16 protein-coding genes and 1 tRNA gene are annotated in these 15,773 nt (G+C 30.4%); 3 read left to right on the forward strand and 14 right to left on the reverse strand.

What is annotated here, in order from left to right:
* Positions 1–7: 7 nt before the first annotated feature.
* The 14 genes from Q0997_RS16160 to Q0997_RS16225 form a co-directional block, all read right to left on the reverse strand.
* On the reverse strand, positions 8–604 hold the full coding sequence (locus Q0997_RS16160) for a DUF5683 domain-containing protein (protein WP_299890663.1): 597 nt from the start codon (positions 602–604) through the stop codon (positions 8–10).
* Positions 594–1,502: a ParB/RepB/Spo0J family partition protein gene (locus tag Q0997_RS16165; RefSeq protein ID WP_299890665.1), complete on the reverse strand. Its 909-nt coding sequence runs from the start codon at positions 1,500–1,502 to the stop codon at positions 594–596. Before Q0997_RS16165 ends, Q0997_RS16160 begins: the two co-directional genes overlap by 11 nt.
* 3 nt (positions 1,503–1,505) lie before the next feature.
* Positions 1,506–2,270, reverse strand: a complete 765-nt coding sequence (locus Q0997_RS16170; protein WP_299890667.1) for an AAA family ATPase — start codon at positions 2,268–2,270, stop codon at positions 1,506–1,508.
* 155 nt (positions 2,271–2,425) lie between these two features.
* The gene (locus Q0997_RS16175; RefSeq protein ID WP_299890669.1) at positions 2,426–5,287 is read right to left on the reverse strand and encodes a pitrilysin family protein; all 2,862 of its coding nucleotides are present in this window, start codon (positions 5,285–5,287) and stop codon (positions 2,426–2,428) included.
* A gap of 241 nt (positions 5,288–5,528) precedes the next feature.
* The gene (locus tag Q0997_RS16180) at positions 5,529–5,921 is read right to left on the reverse strand and encodes a hypothetical protein (RefSeq protein WP_299890671.1); all 393 of its coding nucleotides are present in this window, start codon (positions 5,919–5,921) and stop codon (positions 5,529–5,531) included.
* A 16-nt stretch (positions 5,922–5,937) separates the two neighbouring features.
* Positions 5,938–6,582, reverse strand: coding sequence for a hypothetical protein (locus tag Q0997_RS16185; RefSeq protein WP_299890673.1), 645 nt, complete (start codon positions 6,580–6,582; stop codon positions 5,938–5,940).
* A 19-nt stretch (positions 6,583–6,601) separates the two neighbouring features.
* Positions 6,602–8,725, reverse strand: coding sequence for a methylmalonyl-CoA mutase (gene scpA, locus Q0997_RS16190; protein ID WP_299890675.1), 2,124 nt, complete (start codon positions 8,723–8,725; stop codon positions 6,602–6,604).
* On the reverse strand, positions 8,725–9,369 hold the full coding sequence (locus Q0997_RS16195) for a hypothetical protein (RefSeq protein ID WP_299890677.1): 645 nt from the start codon (positions 9,367–9,369) through the stop codon (positions 8,725–8,727). Before Q0997_RS16195 ends, scpA begins: the two co-directional genes overlap by 1 nt.
* Positions 9,369–10,064: a hypothetical protein gene (locus Q0997_RS16200; RefSeq protein ID WP_299890679.1), complete on the reverse strand. Its 696-nt coding sequence runs from the start codon at positions 10,062–10,064 to the stop codon at positions 9,369–9,371. Before Q0997_RS16200 ends, Q0997_RS16195 begins: the two co-directional genes overlap by 1 nt.
* Positions 10,065–10,079: 15 nt before the next feature.
* Positions 10,080–11,423: a methylmalonyl-CoA mutase subunit beta gene (locus Q0997_RS16205; protein ID WP_299890681.1), complete on the reverse strand. Its 1,344-nt coding sequence runs from the start codon at positions 11,421–11,423 to the stop codon at positions 10,080–10,082.
* A complete protein-coding gene (locus Q0997_RS16210) occupies positions 11,416–11,721 on the reverse strand; it encodes a septum formation initiator family protein (RefSeq protein ID WP_299890682.1) in 306 nt (101 codons plus the stop codon). Before Q0997_RS16210 ends, Q0997_RS16205 begins: the two co-directional genes overlap by 8 nt.
* Positions 11,721–12,329, reverse strand: coding sequence for a uridine kinase (udk, locus tag Q0997_RS16215; RefSeq protein WP_299890684.1), 609 nt, complete (start codon positions 12,327–12,329; stop codon positions 11,721–11,723). The genes Q0997_RS16210 and udk overlap by 1 nt, the downstream gene beginning before the upstream one ends.
* A gap of 51 nt (positions 12,330–12,380) precedes the next feature.
* The gene (locus tag Q0997_RS16220) at positions 12,381–12,800 is read right to left on the reverse strand and encodes a cytochrome c (protein ID WP_299890685.1); all 420 of its coding nucleotides are present in this window, start codon (positions 12,798–12,800) and stop codon (positions 12,381–12,383) included.
* An 11-nt stretch (positions 12,801–12,811) separates the two neighbouring features.
* On the reverse strand, positions 12,812–13,915 hold the full coding sequence (locus Q0997_RS16225) for a PQQ-dependent sugar dehydrogenase (protein WP_299890687.1): 1,104 nt from the start codon (positions 13,913–13,915) through the stop codon (positions 12,812–12,814).
* Between the two features lie 122 nt (positions 13,916–14,037).
* Between Q0997_RS16225 and Q0997_RS16230 the strand changes: the two genes are divergently transcribed.
* The 3 genes from Q0997_RS16230 to trxB all read left to right on the forward strand — a co-directional run bounded on the left by Q0997_RS16230 (position 14,038) and on the right by trxB (position 15,682).
* Positions 14,038–14,112, forward strand: a tRNA-Pro gene (locus tag Q0997_RS16230).
* Between the two features lie 137 nt (positions 14,113–14,249).
* Positions 14,250–14,579 (forward strand): YtxH domain-containing protein, encoded by a 330-nt coding sequence (locus Q0997_RS16235; protein ID WP_299890688.1) that lies wholly within the window; start codon positions 14,250–14,252, stop codon positions 14,577–14,579.
* Positions 14,580–14,701: 122 nt separating this feature from the next.
* Positions 14,702–15,682, forward strand: a complete 981-nt coding sequence (gene trxB / locus Q0997_RS16240; RefSeq protein ID WP_299890690.1) for a thioredoxin-disulfide reductase — start codon at positions 14,702–14,704, stop codon at positions 15,680–15,682.
* Positions 15,683–15,773: the final 91 nt, after the last annotated feature.

The following is a 15,773-nucleotide window of genomic DNA, read 5'->3' on the forward strand; positions in this document are numbered from 1 at the left end:
ATTATGTTTAATCTAATTTTAAATTCATAGTTAGACCAAGACTTCCTGTTCTATCAAATTTATCAATCTTATAATGCGGCTTGAATGATAGATTATCATCTACATTATATTGCAATAAATGAGCATCTACATTAGCATCTATTATATTTAAAGCATACAAACCAACAGTAATTAAAAGTGATAACTCTTTATTTCTTCTAAAGGTCTTTTGTCTTTCTAGTAAGCCATCATCTGTAAGTCTACCTTGAAACTCATCATCTGTAAAACCTGCTAAACGACGCTTATATGCATTTCTTACACGTTTATAGTTTTTATTATTAGAGGTATAAAAATAGACACCAGCTCCTAGTGCACCATAAACAATAGGTATTTTCCAGTACTTTTTATTATAGGCTTGGCCTAAACCAGGTAAAACAGCAGAGTAGAAGGCAGCTCTTGCTGGATCTAATGGATTTATGGGTTCTCTAAGTGCTGTACTATCTATAACAACATTAAGGTCACCAATTTTTTCGGTTTTAGTACCTGTCTTTGTTTTGTCTTCTTGCGCAAAAGCAGAAAGGCTTAAGAACAGAGATAAACAAGATATTAGAATTTTATTTAGCACTTTGCACTAACTTTTTAATACGGTTAAAATCTTCTTCAGAATGGAAAGGAATCATGATTTTCCCTTTTCCATTACTAGAAACTTTAACGTCTATTTTATGTCCGAAGTATTCTGAAATTTCTTTTATACCTTTTTTAACAAACTTTGGCAGTTCTGCTTCTGTTGTCTTTTTAGGAATTTCAATTTCATTAGTTGTATTATAGTTTTTTACTAAAGCTTCTGTTTCTCTAACCGACAATTTGTTAGATAGAATTTTTTCATAAATATCTAATTGAATGGTTTGATCTTCTATGTTTATGATTGCACGACCATGACCCATAGATAAAAAACCATCTCTCATACCGGTTTGAATGATAGGATCTAGCTTTAATAAACGCAAATAATTAGCAATTGTAGAACGCTTTTTACCAACACGTTCACTCATTTGCTCTTGTGTTAGTTGTATTTCATCAATTAAGCGCTGGTATGATAATGCAATTTCAATAGGATCTAAGTCTTGACGTTGAATATTTTCAACTAAAGCCATTTCTAGGCTTTCTTGATCATTTGCAATACGTATATAAGCAGGGATGGTTTCTAAACCAATAAGGGTAGAAGCTCTAAAACGTCTTTCTCCAGATACTAATTGATATTTGTCGAATCCTAATTTTCTTACGGTAATTGGTTGTATAACACCCAATTCTTTAATAGATGAAGCTAATTCACGAAGTGTTTCTTCATTAAAATTAGTTCTTGGTTGAAATGGATTCATTTCAATAGCACCTAATTCTAATTCTACAATGTTTCCAATAACTTTATCTGCATTTTTATCCTGAACAGATTGTATATCGTTGCTTGGGTCTTTCAATAAAGCAGAAAGACCTCTACCTAAAGCCTGTTTCTTTGTTGCCTTCGCCATGTTTTAGGAGTTTTTATTTATAATTTCTTTTGCCAAACTTAAGTAATTTGTAGCACCTTTACTACTAGCATCATAATTTATAATGCTTTCACCATAACTAGGAGCTTCGCTTAGTTTAACGTTACGTTGTATAATGGTTTCAAAAACCATGTCATTAAAGTGCTTTTGGACTTCTTCTACTACTTGATTAGAAAGGCGTAAACGCGAATCGTACATTGTTAATAAAAGACCTTCTATGTCTAAATCTGCATTATGCACTTTTTGTACACTTTTAATTGTATTTAGTAATTTACCTAGACCTTCTAATGCAAAATATTCACACTGTATAGGAATAATTACCGAGTCTGCAGCAGTTAAAGCATTAAGTGTTAATAAACCTAATGACGGAGCGCAATCAATTAATATATAATCATAATCGTTTTTTATAGAGTCTAATGCTTTTTTTAACATATACTCACGATTGTCTTTATCTACTAATTCGATCTCAATGGCTACTAAATCTATGTGTGCAGGAATAATACTTAGATTAGGTGTTTCAGTATTTACTATAGCTTCTTTAGCTGTATTTGCATGTTCTAAAAGTTGGTAGGTTCCAATCTCTACAGCTTCTACATCTAACCCTAAACCAGATGTAGAATTGGCTTGAGGATCTGCGTCAATTAGTAGTACTTTTTTTTCTAGTACACCTAAAGATGCTGCTAAGTTTACAGATGTTGTTGTTTTTCCAACACCTCCTTTTTGATTGGCTATTGCAATGATTTTACCCATTAATGATTTGGTTTTATTAGTGAACTTAGTTAAAACAAGTCCAGCGTAAAAATACAATTATTTATGGGTTTAAAAAATGGAAGTTGTTAACAGTTATAAAAACAGAAAAAGCAGCTATCTATAGCTGCTTTTCATGATTTTAAAATAATAAATTATTAAGCTTTTTCAGGATTATGAATACCTAAGATATAACCGTTAGTTAAATACTTTTTAGCCATTGCTTGTAAATAATCTTTAGTTAAGTTATTGACATCTTCTTCATAAGAAAATATACTATTAGGGTCTTTATCTTGATAATCTGCATCTTTAAGTAAACGCATCCAGAAACGATTTTGTTTTAATTTTTCTTTTCTTTCAAGAATTTGCGCCTCTTTAATTTTAGCAAGGTCTTTATCTGTTGGTCCATTTTTTATTAATTTGTCTACTTCTGCTAAAGCAGCGGTTTTTAGTTTTTCAACATTTTCAGGTCCACATGGGAAGTTTACATTAAATCTATACCAACCATATGGCATTTTACTTATACTACCTCTTGCACCAGCACCGTAAACACCGCCTTCTTCTTCTCTAAGTTTTTCAATTAATTTAATGGTTAAAATTTCACCTAGACTTTGAAGTGCATGTGCTTCTTTTGCATTATAAGTTGTTGGTCCATGATATGTAATTCGTACAGCACTTTTAGGATCTTTTCCTTTTTCTACAATTTTAGTGTGTTGTCCAGTTAAAGGTCTAAAACTTGTTGTTTTATAATTCTCTTTACTATTTTTTGATGGTAAGCTAGCAATATACTTTTCTGCATAGGCTTTAAGTTTTGAGTCGTCTATATTTCCTACAAAGTAGAATTTAAAATCACCGGCATCAGCAAAACGTTCTTTATATTTTTTATATGCTAAATTATAATCTGCTTTATCAAAAGATTCTGCAGTTGGGAAGCCTGTATATCTAGGGTTTTTGCCATACATAAATTTCCCCATTTCATTAGAAAAGTAGAATTGCGGACTAGCCATCATATTTCCTATAAACGCTTTTTGTTTGTTTACATAAGAATTATATGCTTTATCATCTTTATTTAATGCTGTAAAATATAAGTGAGTTAATTGAAAGAGTTCTTCTAAATCTTTTGGTGTAGTTGAGCCTCTAAAGTTTTCACTATATGTTCCAATACTTGGTCTTACAGAGACTATTTTTCCAGATAACATTTTAGTTAGTTGAGTTTTGTCAAAACCATTTACTCCAGCTTCTGCCAGTCCTCCATTTGCATAGACTACACTTTTATAGTCTGCATCAGAATATAGTGACGTACCTCCAAAACTAAAAGCTTCAAACATAATTTCATCATTTTTGAAATCTGTCTTTTTATAGGTAATAGTAGCACCATTGCTTAATGTTAAAGTCGTGGTTCCTAGTTTATCATCTTTAACAGTATTTGTAATACTTCCTTTTGCTGGTAATTTTGTTATTAAAGAACTAGCGACTGCTTCATCTTCGTAAGGTTTTATATCTGCAGTTTTTAAACCATCTAATAAAGCATTAACTTCTGCTTTTGTTACTTTAGTTAAACCTTCTTTTTCTGGACCAGTAATTACTACAACTCTATTGTCGTCTCTTAAATAGTTTTTTATTAAACCATTAACTTCTTCAAGCTTAATGTTTGGTAATTCTTTTTTATACATATTGAATTCCCAAGTAATTCCTGGCATTACTTCTCCTTCTAGAAAATTCCTAACGTATTCGCCAATAATTCTATTAGATTCCATTTTATCCTTGTCTTTATAAGACTTTTCCATTCTAGCTAAAATGTTCTTTTTTGCACGTTCGAACTCACCTTGTTGAAAACCAAAACGTTTAACACGTTCGTTTTCTTCTAGTAAGGCTTTTAAGGCTTTTAAATGGTCTTTTTCGCTATTCATAGCAAATGATTGGTAAGCATTTTTTGTTCTAGCCCACGTACCTCCATAAAAACTAGACCCAAATACAAATGGTGGATTTTCGCTATTTCGTAATTCACTAAGTCTATTGTTAATCATTTGAGAAAATAATCCTTTTACTATAGACTTTCTATAGTCTTCAATAGTTTCTTCAACTTTTGAATTATCCGTGTCTTTAAACATAATTTGAACTTGAGAGAAGCTTGCTTCTTTATCAGATTCAATAGCTATAAATGTTTCATCATGATTTGGAACATAAAACACTTCTCTCTTTCTTGGGTTTTTTGCAGGAGCTATGCGGCCAAAGTGAGTTTTTATTTTTTCTTCTAAAATGGCAACATCTACATCTCCAACAGCCATTACCGACATTAAATCTGGTCTATACCAATCTTTATAAAAACGTCTAAGGCTTTCATAACTAAATGTTTCTAGATTTTCTTTTGTACCTATAGGTAATCTTTTTGCATATTGAGATCCATACATTAATTTTGGTAAATACTTCTGCATCATACGCTCATTAGCACCTTTACCTAATCTAAGTTCTTCTAATACAACACCACGTTCATTATCTATTTCTTCTTCAGTTAGCAAGGCATTGTGTGCCCAGTCTTCTAGAATTTGAAATCCTTTTTCTAGTTTTTCAGGATCTTCACTTGGAATAGGCAGGATATATACAGTTTCATCGAAGCTTGTATAAGCATTTAAGTGTGCTCCAAACTTAACACCTATACTTTGAAGATAATCTACAAGTTCATTTTTCTTAAAGTTTTTTGTGCCATTAAAGTTCATATGCTCCATAAAGTGAGCTAAACCTAATTGATCTTCGTCTTCTAAAATAGAACCAGCATTTATTACTAATCTTAATTCTACCTTGTTTTCTGGTTTACCATTATTTTTTATGTAGTATTTAAGGCCGTTACTTAATGTTCCTGTTTTTACTTCAGGATTAAAAGGAACTTTAGGAGAGTTTTTAGCTGTAGAAGCTGATGTTTTCTGCGTTTTACTTAAGACTTTTGTTTGTCCATAAGAAAATGCAATAGATGAAGATATTAATGCTGTAAGCATTAACCTCTTAATTGTTTTGAAATTCATAATGATGATAGTTTTTTGATTAATTTATTTGTTAATATAGTAGTATTAAAAATAGCGTTTCTGTTACAGAACGATTTATTATTTAAAAAATTTTAACATTTAAACACTTTTTTAAATATACTTATATTAAAAGCTAAAGAATAACTCTTGCTTTATATATGAGTGCAGTAATTAAAGTTTTGTTACCCTAATTTTTTTAAAAAAAAATATAACTATTAGATTAAATATTTAAAAGAGTGATTTATATCTTATTTATGGACTTGAAAATTATTTTTTGAGTGGCTTCATTTCTTGAAGCAATAAGCTTTTCTTTCTCTAAAGTATAAATTGTCCACTTGTTTTCGCCTCTTCTGTCTTTTGTGTAAATCACATTTTCTTTTAATTCCCAATGGCCTTCTAAATCGAAAACGAAACCAAAGGTAAATGTTGAATCATTTCTAAATTCTATATATGTACCTTCTAACATAGATTTTATTTCGTCCAATTCTTCTGCTGTCTTTTTTGAATTGATAAGATCGACCATTTCCCATTTTTTAGATAGGTTGTCTATGTTTATTTCTACATTTTTCTCAACTTGAGAATATATTGATGAAGAAATGAAAATGATAATTAGTAGTAAATTGAATTTAGTCATCTTTTAGTTATAGTTTTTAATTTGAAGCTGTAGAAAAAATTTCTTTTTTATTTTTAATAGTGTCTATAACTTTTACAATGTTATACTCTCCTTTTCTAATATAGTAGTTTCCATTATGATCTATAATAACATAACTTCCACAAGGATAAGATATAGGGAAAAACGTGTTTTCAATTATCTTGGTTTTATCATGTAACCAATTTATATGTTTGCCATATTTTTTTGCTTCACCAATTTCTCTATAGATGAAAAAGCTAGTTACGTTATCTAGTTTTTTTATTTTTCTTGTGAAATATTTATATTTAGCTCTAAGGCGAGTAGTACTTGGTCCTGAATTGCATCTATCTAAACCATGATAATAATTTATTACTAAAGTACTTTGATTATTAATTTTTCGATTAGAGATAACGGATAAATCGTTTCTAATAGAATCTAATCTACTTTTTGAAAGTATTCCTTTTTTTATTCTTTGGACTTTAATATTAGCTATTAATGAGTCTAAATCGTAACGCAAATTATAATATTTGTGTGGATCTGTTTTTTTATCAAATTCAGGTTTGGTGATTTTAATTAAATTGTCATTTAAATATATTTCATTTTTTTGGCCAAAAGAAAATAAACAAATTAATAAGGAGAATAAAATTAATAATAGTCTTTTCACTTGGTACTTAATTACTTACTTAATCAATCAAAATTTCCAATAGGGTAATAGCAGCTTCACTAATTTTGGTGCCAGGACCAAAAACTGCTACTGCTCCAGCATCAAATAAATATTGGTAATCTTGTTTTGGTATAACACCACCAACAATAACCATAATATCTTCGCGGCCATAATTTTTTAACTCTTCAATAACTTGTGGCACTAATGTTTTATGGCCTGCAGCTAAAGAAGATACGCCCAAAACATGTACGTCGTTTTCAACAGCTTGTTTAGCTGCCTCTTGAGGCGTTTGAAATAAAGGACCAATATCTACATCAAAACCAACATCTGCATAACCTGTAGCTACTACCTTAGCACCTCGATCATGACCATCCTGTCCCATTTTAGCAATCATAATACGTGGTCTACGGCCATCTTGTTCAGCAAATTCATCTGCTAATTGCTTTGCTTTTTCAAAGTTAGAGTCATTTTTTATTTCTTTACTATACACACCAGAAAATGATTTTATTTGCGCTTTATAACGTCCAAAAACGACTTCTAAAGCATCACTAATTTCTCCTAAAGTAGCTCTTTCTCGCGCTGCTTCTACTGCTAAAGCTAGTAAATTTTCGCTACCAGATTGAGCACCTTCTGTTAAATTATTAAGTGTTTGTTTTACTTTTTTTGCATTGCGACTAGCTTTTATTTGGTCTAAGCGCTCAATTTGTTGACGTCTTACAGTTTGATTGTCTACTTCTAATATATGTAATGGATCTTCTTCGTCTAAAACGTATTTATTAACCCCAACAATAATGTCTTGACCAGAGTCTATACGTGCTTGTTTTCTAGCAGCTGCTTCTTCTATTCTAAGTTTTGGAATACCAGCTTCTATAGCTTTTGTCATGCCGCCAAGTTCTTCAACCTCTTCTATTAAAGTCCAAGCTTTTTGAGCAATATCATGAGTTAGTTTTTCAACATAATAACTTCCAGCCCAAGGATCTACTGTTTTAGTGATATTAGTTTCTTCTTGTAAGAATATTTGAGTGTTACGTGCTATTCTTGCCGAAAAATCTGTAGGTAATGCTATGGCTTCATCTAATGCATTTGTATGTAAACTTTGTGTGCCACCAAATGCAGCAGCAGCAGCTTCAATAGTTGTTCTTGCTACATTATTAAAAGGATCTTGCTCTGTTAAACTCCAACCACTTGTTTGACAATGTGTTCTAAGTGCTAGTGATTTTGCATTTTTTGGGTTGAATTGTTTTACCAATTTTGCCCACAGCATTCTTGCAGCTCTCATTTTAGCAATTTCCATAAAATGATTCATGCCTATAGCCCAGAAAAAAGAGAGGCGAGGAGCAAAAGTGTCAATGTCCATGCCAGCCGCTAATCCTTTTTTTATATATTCTAAACCATCGGCAAGTGTATAGGCTAGCTCTATATCGCAAGTTGCTCCAGCTTCTTGCATATGATAACCAGAAATACTAATACTGTTAAATTTTGGCATATTTTTACTGGTGTATTCGAAAATATCGGAAATGATTTTCATAGAAGGTGTTGGAGGATAGATATAAGTGTTTCTAACCATAAACTCTTTTAAAATATCATTTTGTATTGTGCCCGCTAAATCTTTTGGAGCTACACCTTGCTCTTCAGCTGCAACAATATAGAATGCAAGAATTGGCAAAACAGCACCATTCATTGTCATAGAAACAGACATTTTATCTAACGGGATTTCGCTAAATAATACTTTCATATCCTCAACACTATCTATAGCAACTCCAGCTTTTCCAACATCACCAACAACACGCTGGTGATCACTATCATAACCACGATGTGTTGCTAAATCGAAAGCAACAGATAGTCCTTTTTGTCCAGCAGCTAAATTTCTGCGATAGAATGCATTACTTTCTTCAGCCGTAGAAAAACCAGCATATTGTCTAATAGTCCATGGTCTACGTACATACATTGTTGAATATGGTCCACGGAGATTTGGTGCTAATCCAGCAACAAAACCAATATGCTCTACGTCTTGTAAATCTTCTTTGTTGTAAGTTGATTTTACCTCTATATCTTCTGCCGTTGTAAAACTGTTTTTAGCTTTTAACTTTTGGCTTTTTTCTATTGAGTTGATTTTTATATGTTGAAGGTCTTTTCTACTCATTACATAATTAATTTTGTCAGATAATCATCAACCCCATTTTCGTAGGGAGAACTTACTTGTATCCAAATTGTTTTCTTATTTGAAGACATAATATACGTAGAGTTGTAGCTAAAATCTTTTGTTTTATTGTTTTCAATTTTAAAAACGGCTTTAAATACTTGAGGTCCATTTTTATCACTATACTTAGCTGTTACTTTACTAGAAATAATATCTGGATTTGTATTATTGTTCTCATAATTTTTTCTAATTACACCTAATAAATATTGAGCGTCTCTTCTATAAATTGGGTTGTAGGGCATTGTATTTAAAGTAAATGTAGAATGTGTGTCTTCATCAAAAAAGATGTAGAAGTTGCCGTCTAATTTACGAAGGTTATTAAGGCGTTTTTTTTCAACGTTATAAACTTCTTTAGAGGTTAGTGAATCAACAATTTTTTTATATTCTCTTAAAGAATGTTTTTTAAAAACACTAGGTAAATATAATTTTATACCATCCTCATTTAAATTGTGATAGCTACCTTCTACTTCTTCGATATTAGAGGCTTCAATCCAACTTTTTATTTCTTTTACACCTTGTATACAAGATTGTACACTTGTAAAAAAAACAAGTGCTATTATATATTTAAAAGGTGTTGAGAATTTCATTAATTGTGATTATGTCCAGCGTGAGGATCTTTTTCTTCTATTATTTCTGGACGTATCTCTTGTTTTTGAGGTGTTTTATTAAAATCTACTTTATTATTATTTACTACTTGAGTTTTTAAGTTTTCAGCTTTTAAGTTTGATACAAGCGGGTAATAATATTCAAATGCTAAAAAAGATATTAAGCTACCATCTGTAGGTATAGATCTAGAATAACCTTGTAATGACGGTAATACAACATTTTTACGCATACTGTTAGTTGCTAATAAAGAATTAAAAGTTTCTTTCAATTGTTGTGTTTTTATATTATTTGCAATACAGTCTACTAATGGGTGGGCATAGTTTAAAGTTGTTTCTTTTGTAGATGTATTCCATAGCTTGGCTTCTTTTTTAAGTGCTAATGCTATACTTAAACTATGCTTACTTGCAATTTCTTCTATTTTCAAGCCGTTTCTTAATGTATTATTTATGAATCCATTATAAGCTTTGATCCTATTTTTACCGTCTTTGTCGTAAAAAGCAATGATGTCATTTTCAAAAGAATGAACGGCTTCATTATAAAGTTTTCCATTTTCTAACTCACAATTTAAAGTTTTAGAGTTATTTTCAAATTTGTAGTTTATAGAAGGTTCCGTTTTACAGCTGTAAGAAGTAATTAGTAATACAATAACTAAAAGTTTAAAAATTGGTGTTTTCATTGTCTTAAAATTAATTTATTCGGTTTTTAATCTGTCTTGTTCTATGGTTTCTGCTAATCTTCTTTCTAAAATAGGTTCAATTAGCGTTTTTCTAGTATTTGTTTTTAAGAATGGAAAGAGCTCTAAATCATCTTTCATTCTGTCTTTTTCATTAGGGTGTTTATTAGTGCCTAATAATGTAATATTTCCGCTATCAAATTCAACTTGTTCTTTATTGGCACTTTCTTTTATTTTTTTCTGAATAGTACCAGATTTTAATTGACTAAGAAAACCACCGTTTTCTTCAATATTTTTAAAAAGATCTAATGCTTTTTCTGCTAATTGAAGTGTTAGGCTTTCAATATAATATGAACCATCTGAAGCATTTTCAACTGCATTAAAATAACTTTCGTGTTTTAAAACTAACAATTGATTTCTAGAAATGCGCTCACCAAACTCATTATCTTTATGATAAATAGCATCGTATGGTATGTTACATATTGTATTTGCACCTCCAAGAATAGCACTCATGCACTCGGTAGTTGTACGTAACATATTTGTATTATAATCGTATAGGGTTTTATTACGTTTTGTTGGCGTTGCTATAATATGGCAATTTTGATTTACACCATATTCTATAGCTAATGTTTTCCATAATTCTCTTAAAGCACGTAGTTTCGCAATTTCGAAAAAATAATTTGTGCCTATCGAAACATTAAATGTAATTAGTGATTTTAAATTACTATTAAAATGATTTAAATATTCATTAGCGTGTGCTAAACTATATGCTAATTGTTGAACTATTGTGGCTCCAGCATTTTGATATAAACTTAAATCTACACTTAATGTATTTATAGGGGTTTTAATAATTTTTTCTAACTGTTGATGGTCATTATTTATATTAGTATACCAATTACCAGATTTGGCTAGATTACCAATAATATCAGTAAAAAGAGAAACACCATCTATTGAGGTTATTTTTTTAAAATACTCTGCATCTAAAAACTGTAATTCAAAATAAACAGGAATAGTTTTAGTGTCTATATTTCTTAATAATTCCTCAATAATAACGCTTTTATCTGGAATAATAAATTTTAAGCTTTCTGCACCACGTTCAATTATATCAATAGCTTTTTTGTTAGACTTTGTTGTGTCTTGAACAAAAATGGATTGGCATATTTGCCATGGATTAGGAACTATATCTATTAGTGATTTATCTTCTAATTCGTCTGCATGATAAAATGGTTTAACATTAATATCTTCAGCTGTATTCCATATTAGTGTATTATTATAGTCGGCGCCTTTAAGATCAGCCTGTATTTTTTGTTTCCATGCTTTTGCAGAAACTGTATTAAAATCTTTAAATAGTGGCTTACTCATCTTTCTCTTCTGCTTTAATACTGTCTTGATATTCTATAATATATATATCCTCGTTTTCACGTTTCATATAATATTCTTCTCTTGCAAACTTTTCTAATCCTTCTTCTTTTTGTAATTCTTTTAATGCTTTATTATCCTTAACTATTTCTTTTTTGTAATATTCTTTTTCATTTTCTAGAGCTTCAATTTCATTATTCAATTCATTGTGAATAATTAGCGAATTACTATCAAAAAATAACATCCATACAGCAAAAGCTATGAAAATAATTAAGAATATATTTTTAAAATATTTTAGCATTAATTTAATTTCTCATTAATAATAGTACGTACTATATCAACCGCAACTGTATTATATTTATTGTTTGGTATTATTAAATCTGCATACTCTTTCATTGGTTCAATAAATTGTTGATGCATTGGCTTTAAAGTTGTTTGATAACGTGTTAAAACTTCATTAATATCTCTCCCACGTTCAGCAATATCTCTTCTAACACGGCGAATTAAACGTTCATCGCTATCTGCATGAACAAAAATTTTAATATCGAACATGTCACGTATTTTTGGTTTGCTTAAAATTAAAATACCTTCAACAATCATTACTTTTCTTGGTTTTGTAGTAATGGTTTCTTTTGTTCTGTTGTGTTCTACAAAAGAATAAACGGGTTGTTCTATACTATTACCAGCTTTTAATGTTGTTAAATGTTGTCGTAACAATTTAAAATCTATAGATTTTGGATGATCAAAATTAATTTTAGTACGTTCTTCATAAGATAACCTTGTTGTGTCTTTATAATAAGAATCTTGAGAAATAATACCTACTTCACCATCTGGTAATTCATTCATTATTTGTTCTACAACTGTTGTTTTTCCACAGCCTGTTCCTCCTGCGATTCCTATTATTAACATGTTTATTTTATTAAATTTAATCGAACAAATTTAGGAATTTGAAACAAAATATTAGCGTTCCACCTTTGAAACTTCTTCTTCAGTTATTAACGATGTATTTGTGTTGCCCCAACTATTTGTAATGTAGTTCATTACATTTGCTATTTCTTTGTTACTTAGTCCTTGAGATGCCATAACACTATTATATTTTATACCATTTACAGTTATTTCACCAGACATGCCATATTTTAAACCTTTTATGCTTTCTTTTCTGTAATTTTTTAGGTAATCTGATTTTGCTATTGGCGGAAAAGCTTTTGGAACGCCTTCACCATTTGCCATATGACAATTAACACAAAAGTCATCGTAAATTGCTTTGCCTTCAGAAAAATCCTGAACTTGAGAATTTAGATTTTGAGCTGTTTTTTTATCTGAAGAATTACAGGCAAATACTAAAAGGAATAGTAATAAACCAAAATTATTTTTTTTCATATTTAATTTTTTTAAGTGCGAATTAATTTTACTATTCCTAAGTTTTCAACACCAACATAAATAAATCCATCTGGACCTTGTTCAATAGAACGAACACGACCAATATTATCTAATAAACGCTCTTCTTTTATTACTTTACCATCTTTAAGAACACAACGATCTAAATAACTAAATTTAAGAGATCCAACTAATAAATTACCTTTCCAATCTCCATATTTGTTCGAAGAAATAAATGCCATACCACTTGGAGCTATAGAAGGCGTCCAATAATGTAAAGGTTGTTCCATACCTTCTTTAGCGGTTTCATTGGTAATAGTAGTACCACTATAATTTTTACCATATGTAATTACTGGCCAACCATAATTCTTTCCTTTTTTTATAATATTAATTTCATCTCCTCCTTTTGGTCCATGTTCATGAGTCCATATTGCTTTAGTTTCTGGATGAAGTTCCATACCTTGAGGATTTCTATGCCCATAAGACCAAATTGCTTTTTTTGCATTTTTAATATTGTAAAAAGGATTATCATTTGGAATAGTGCCATCATCATTTAACCTATATACTTTACCACAGTCCCTTGTTAAATCTTGTGGGTTAATGTCTCTTTGTCCACGTTCTCCTATAGTGAAAAATAAATACCCATTTTTATCAAAAACAATTCGAGATCCAAAATGTTGACCTCTGGTAGTGTTTGGTTCTGCCTTATAAAGTAGTTCCTTATTAACTAGAGTGTTGTTTTTTATTTTAGCACGCATAATTGCTGTATTGCCTCCTTTGTTTTCTCCTTTAGGAGATGCATAAGAGAAATAAATCCAACCGTTTTCGCTATAATTGGGATGTAAAGTAATATCTAATAATCCACCTTGCCCTCTAACATAAATATCTGGAAGCCCAGTAATTTCAGTTTTTACTTTATTTTTGAAATGAATAATTTTACCTTCTTTTTCATTTATTAAAATAGAATTGTCAGGTAAAAAAGTAAATCCCCAAGGATTATTTAAATCTGGAACTATTACCTCAAAACTATTTTTTGTATTTACTGGATTTTTATCTTGAGCACAGCTATTTAGTGTGAATAGCAAAAGAAAATAAAGGGATAAGATTCTTATAGTCATAGTTTAAGAAAAATGTTTTTACAATTTACAATAAAATATAGTTTTGTATTTAATAAATAAGTTATATTTGCACCTCTAAAAATTGAGACTATCCAATTTATAGATTTTAGATAACCTAATTTCGGGGTGTAGCGTAGCCCGGTTATCGCGCCGCGTTTGGGACGCGGAGGTCGCAGGTTCGAATCCTGCCACCCCGACTTTAAAAGCTCAGTTTTACTGAGCTTTTTTTATGCCTATTATTAAGCTGTAAATTATTGGTATACAATTTGTTTGTAACAATTTGTTAAGTTGTAAGACTTATTAAATAAACAAGTATAATATTAAAAGAAAAATTATGATTAATAAAGGAACAATAGCATTAGGATTAATAGTTGGTACAGCTGTAGGCGCAGCATTAGGCGTTTTATTTGCCCCAGACAAAGGCAGTAAAACTAGAGAATACATAAAAGATGAAAGTTTAAACGTTGTAGATGTAATTAAAAAAGATGCTTCTGTCTTAAAGGAAGATCTTACAGCTTCAGCTAAAGCAGGTAAAGCTAAATTTAATGAAGAATTTGGAAAAGCCGCAAATAAAGCAAGTCACAAAGCAGATGATCTTATTGATTTGTTAGAAAAAGGATTAAGTGCTTTAAAGGAAAAAAACAAGAAATTTCAAAATTCGTAATTAGCATCTTATTAGTTCATTCTTCAGAATAATAAAACTTTATTGAATTATAATTTCTGTTGATAACTTAACTGTAAGGTTTCTTTCAAAAAAACTACTTTTGCTGTATTAAATAAATCAATATGTCTGATACAATAGAAAAAGTAAAATGCCTTATAATAGGATCTGGACCAGCAGGATATACTGCTGCTATATATGCAGCCAGAGCAAATATGAAACCAGTTTTATACCAAGGAACACAACCTGGAGGTCAATTAACAACAACTAATGAGGTTGAGAATTTTCCTGGTTATCCTACTGGAATTACTGGACCAGAAATGATGATGGAATTACAAAACCAGGCAGAGCGTTTTGAAACAGATGTAAGAAACGGTTGGATTACTAAAGTAGACTTTTCTGGAGAAACACATAAAGTGTGGGTTAATGATGAAAAGGAAATACATTGTGATACTGTAATAATCTCTACTGGAGCAAGTGCAAAATATTTAGGTTTAGAATCTGAACAAAAATATTTAAAACTTGGTGGTGGTGTTTCTGCATGTGCAGTTTGTGATGGTTTCTTTTATAGAAATCAAGAAGTGGTTATTGTTGGAGCAGGAGATTCTGCTGCAGAAGAAGCACATTACTTATCTAAATTATGTAAAAAGGTAACTATGTTAGTTAGACGTGATGAATTTAGAGCATCTAAAATTATGGCAGCTAGAGTAAAGAATACCGAAAACATAGAGATTCTTTTTAATACTGAAACAGAAGAAGTTTTAGGAGATGGACAAGTTGTTACTGGTGTTCGTGTTAAGAATAATCAAACGAATGCAGTTCATGAAATTCCTGCAACAGGATTTTTTGTAGCAATTGGACATAAACCGAATACAGATATTTTTAAAGACTTTTTAAATTTAGATGAAACGGGATATATTATTAATGAAGCAGGTACATCTAAAACAAATGTAGAAGGTGTTTTTGTTAGTGGAGATGCTGCAGATCATGTATATCGTCAAGCAATTACAGCGGCTGGAACTGGCTGTATGGCAGCATTAGATGCTGAACGTTATTTGGCTGCAAAAGATTCAACTTTTGAAGTTTCTACATCTAATTATAATTAGCAAAATTCAAGTTATTGAGTCGTCCTAAAATAGGTTGACAGATTATAAAATAATTAATTACTATCCTGTGAAGCTAGCTTCACAGGATTTT

This window comes from uncultured Lacinutrix sp. (assembly GCF_947500325.1).
Lineage (GTDB): Bacteria > Bacteroidota > Bacteroidia > Flavobacteriales > Flavobacteriaceae > Lacinutrix.

Excerpts from the sequence above, each read along its gene's own strand:
- Q0997_RS16175 (WP_299890669.1), bottom strand. The coding sequence starts at position 5,287 with ATGAATTTCAAAACAATTAAGAGGTTAATGCTTACAGCATTAATATCT.
- Q0997_RS16205 (WP_299890681.1), bottom strand. The coding sequence starts at position 11,423 with ATGAGTAAGCCACTATTTAAAGATTTTAATACAGTTTCTGCAAAAGCA.
- Q0997_RS16235 (WP_299890688.1), top strand. The coding sequence starts at position 14,250 with ATGATTAATAAAGGAACAATAGCATTAGGATTAATAGTTGGTACAGCT.
- Q0997_RS16225 (WP_299890687.1), bottom strand. The coding sequence starts at position 13,915 with ATGACTATAAGAATCTTATCCCTTTATTTTCTTTTGCTATTCACACTA.
- Q0997_RS16165 (WP_299890665.1), bottom strand. The coding sequence starts at position 1,502 with ATGGCGAAGGCAACAAAGAAACAGGCTTTAGGTAGAGGTCTTTCTGCT.
- scpA (WP_299890675.1), bottom strand. The coding sequence starts at position 8,725 with ATGAGTAGAAAAGACCTTCAACATATAAAAATCAACTCAATAGAAAAA.
- Q0997_RS16200 (WP_299890679.1), bottom strand. The coding sequence starts at position 10,064 with ATGAAAACACCAATTTTTAAACTTTTAGTTATTGTATTACTAATTACT.
- Q0997_RS16180 (WP_299890671.1), bottom strand. The coding sequence starts at position 5,921 with ATGACTAAATTCAATTTACTACTAATTATCATTTTCATTTCTTCATCA.
- Q0997_RS16170 (WP_299890667.1), bottom strand. The coding sequence starts at position 2,270 with ATGGGTAAAATCATTGCAATAGCCAATCAAAAAGGAGGTGTTGGAAAA.
- Q0997_RS16195 (WP_299890677.1), bottom strand. The coding sequence starts at position 9,369 with ATGAAATTCTCAACACCTTTTAAATATATAATAGCACTTGTTTTTTTT.
- trxB (WP_299890690.1), top strand. The coding sequence starts at position 14,702 with ATGTCTGATACAATAGAAAAAGTAAAATGCCTTATAATAGGATCTGGA.
- Q0997_RS16210 (WP_299890682.1), bottom strand. The coding sequence starts at position 11,721 with ATGCTAAAATATTTTAAAAATATATTCTTAATTATTTTCATAGCTTTT.
- Q0997_RS16220 (WP_299890685.1), bottom strand. The coding sequence starts at position 12,800 with ATGAAAAAAAATAATTTTGGTTTATTACTATTCCTTTTAGTATTTGCC.
- udk (WP_299890684.1), bottom strand. The coding sequence starts at position 12,329 with ATGTTAATAATAGGAATCGCAGGAGGAACAGGCTGTGGAAAAACAACA.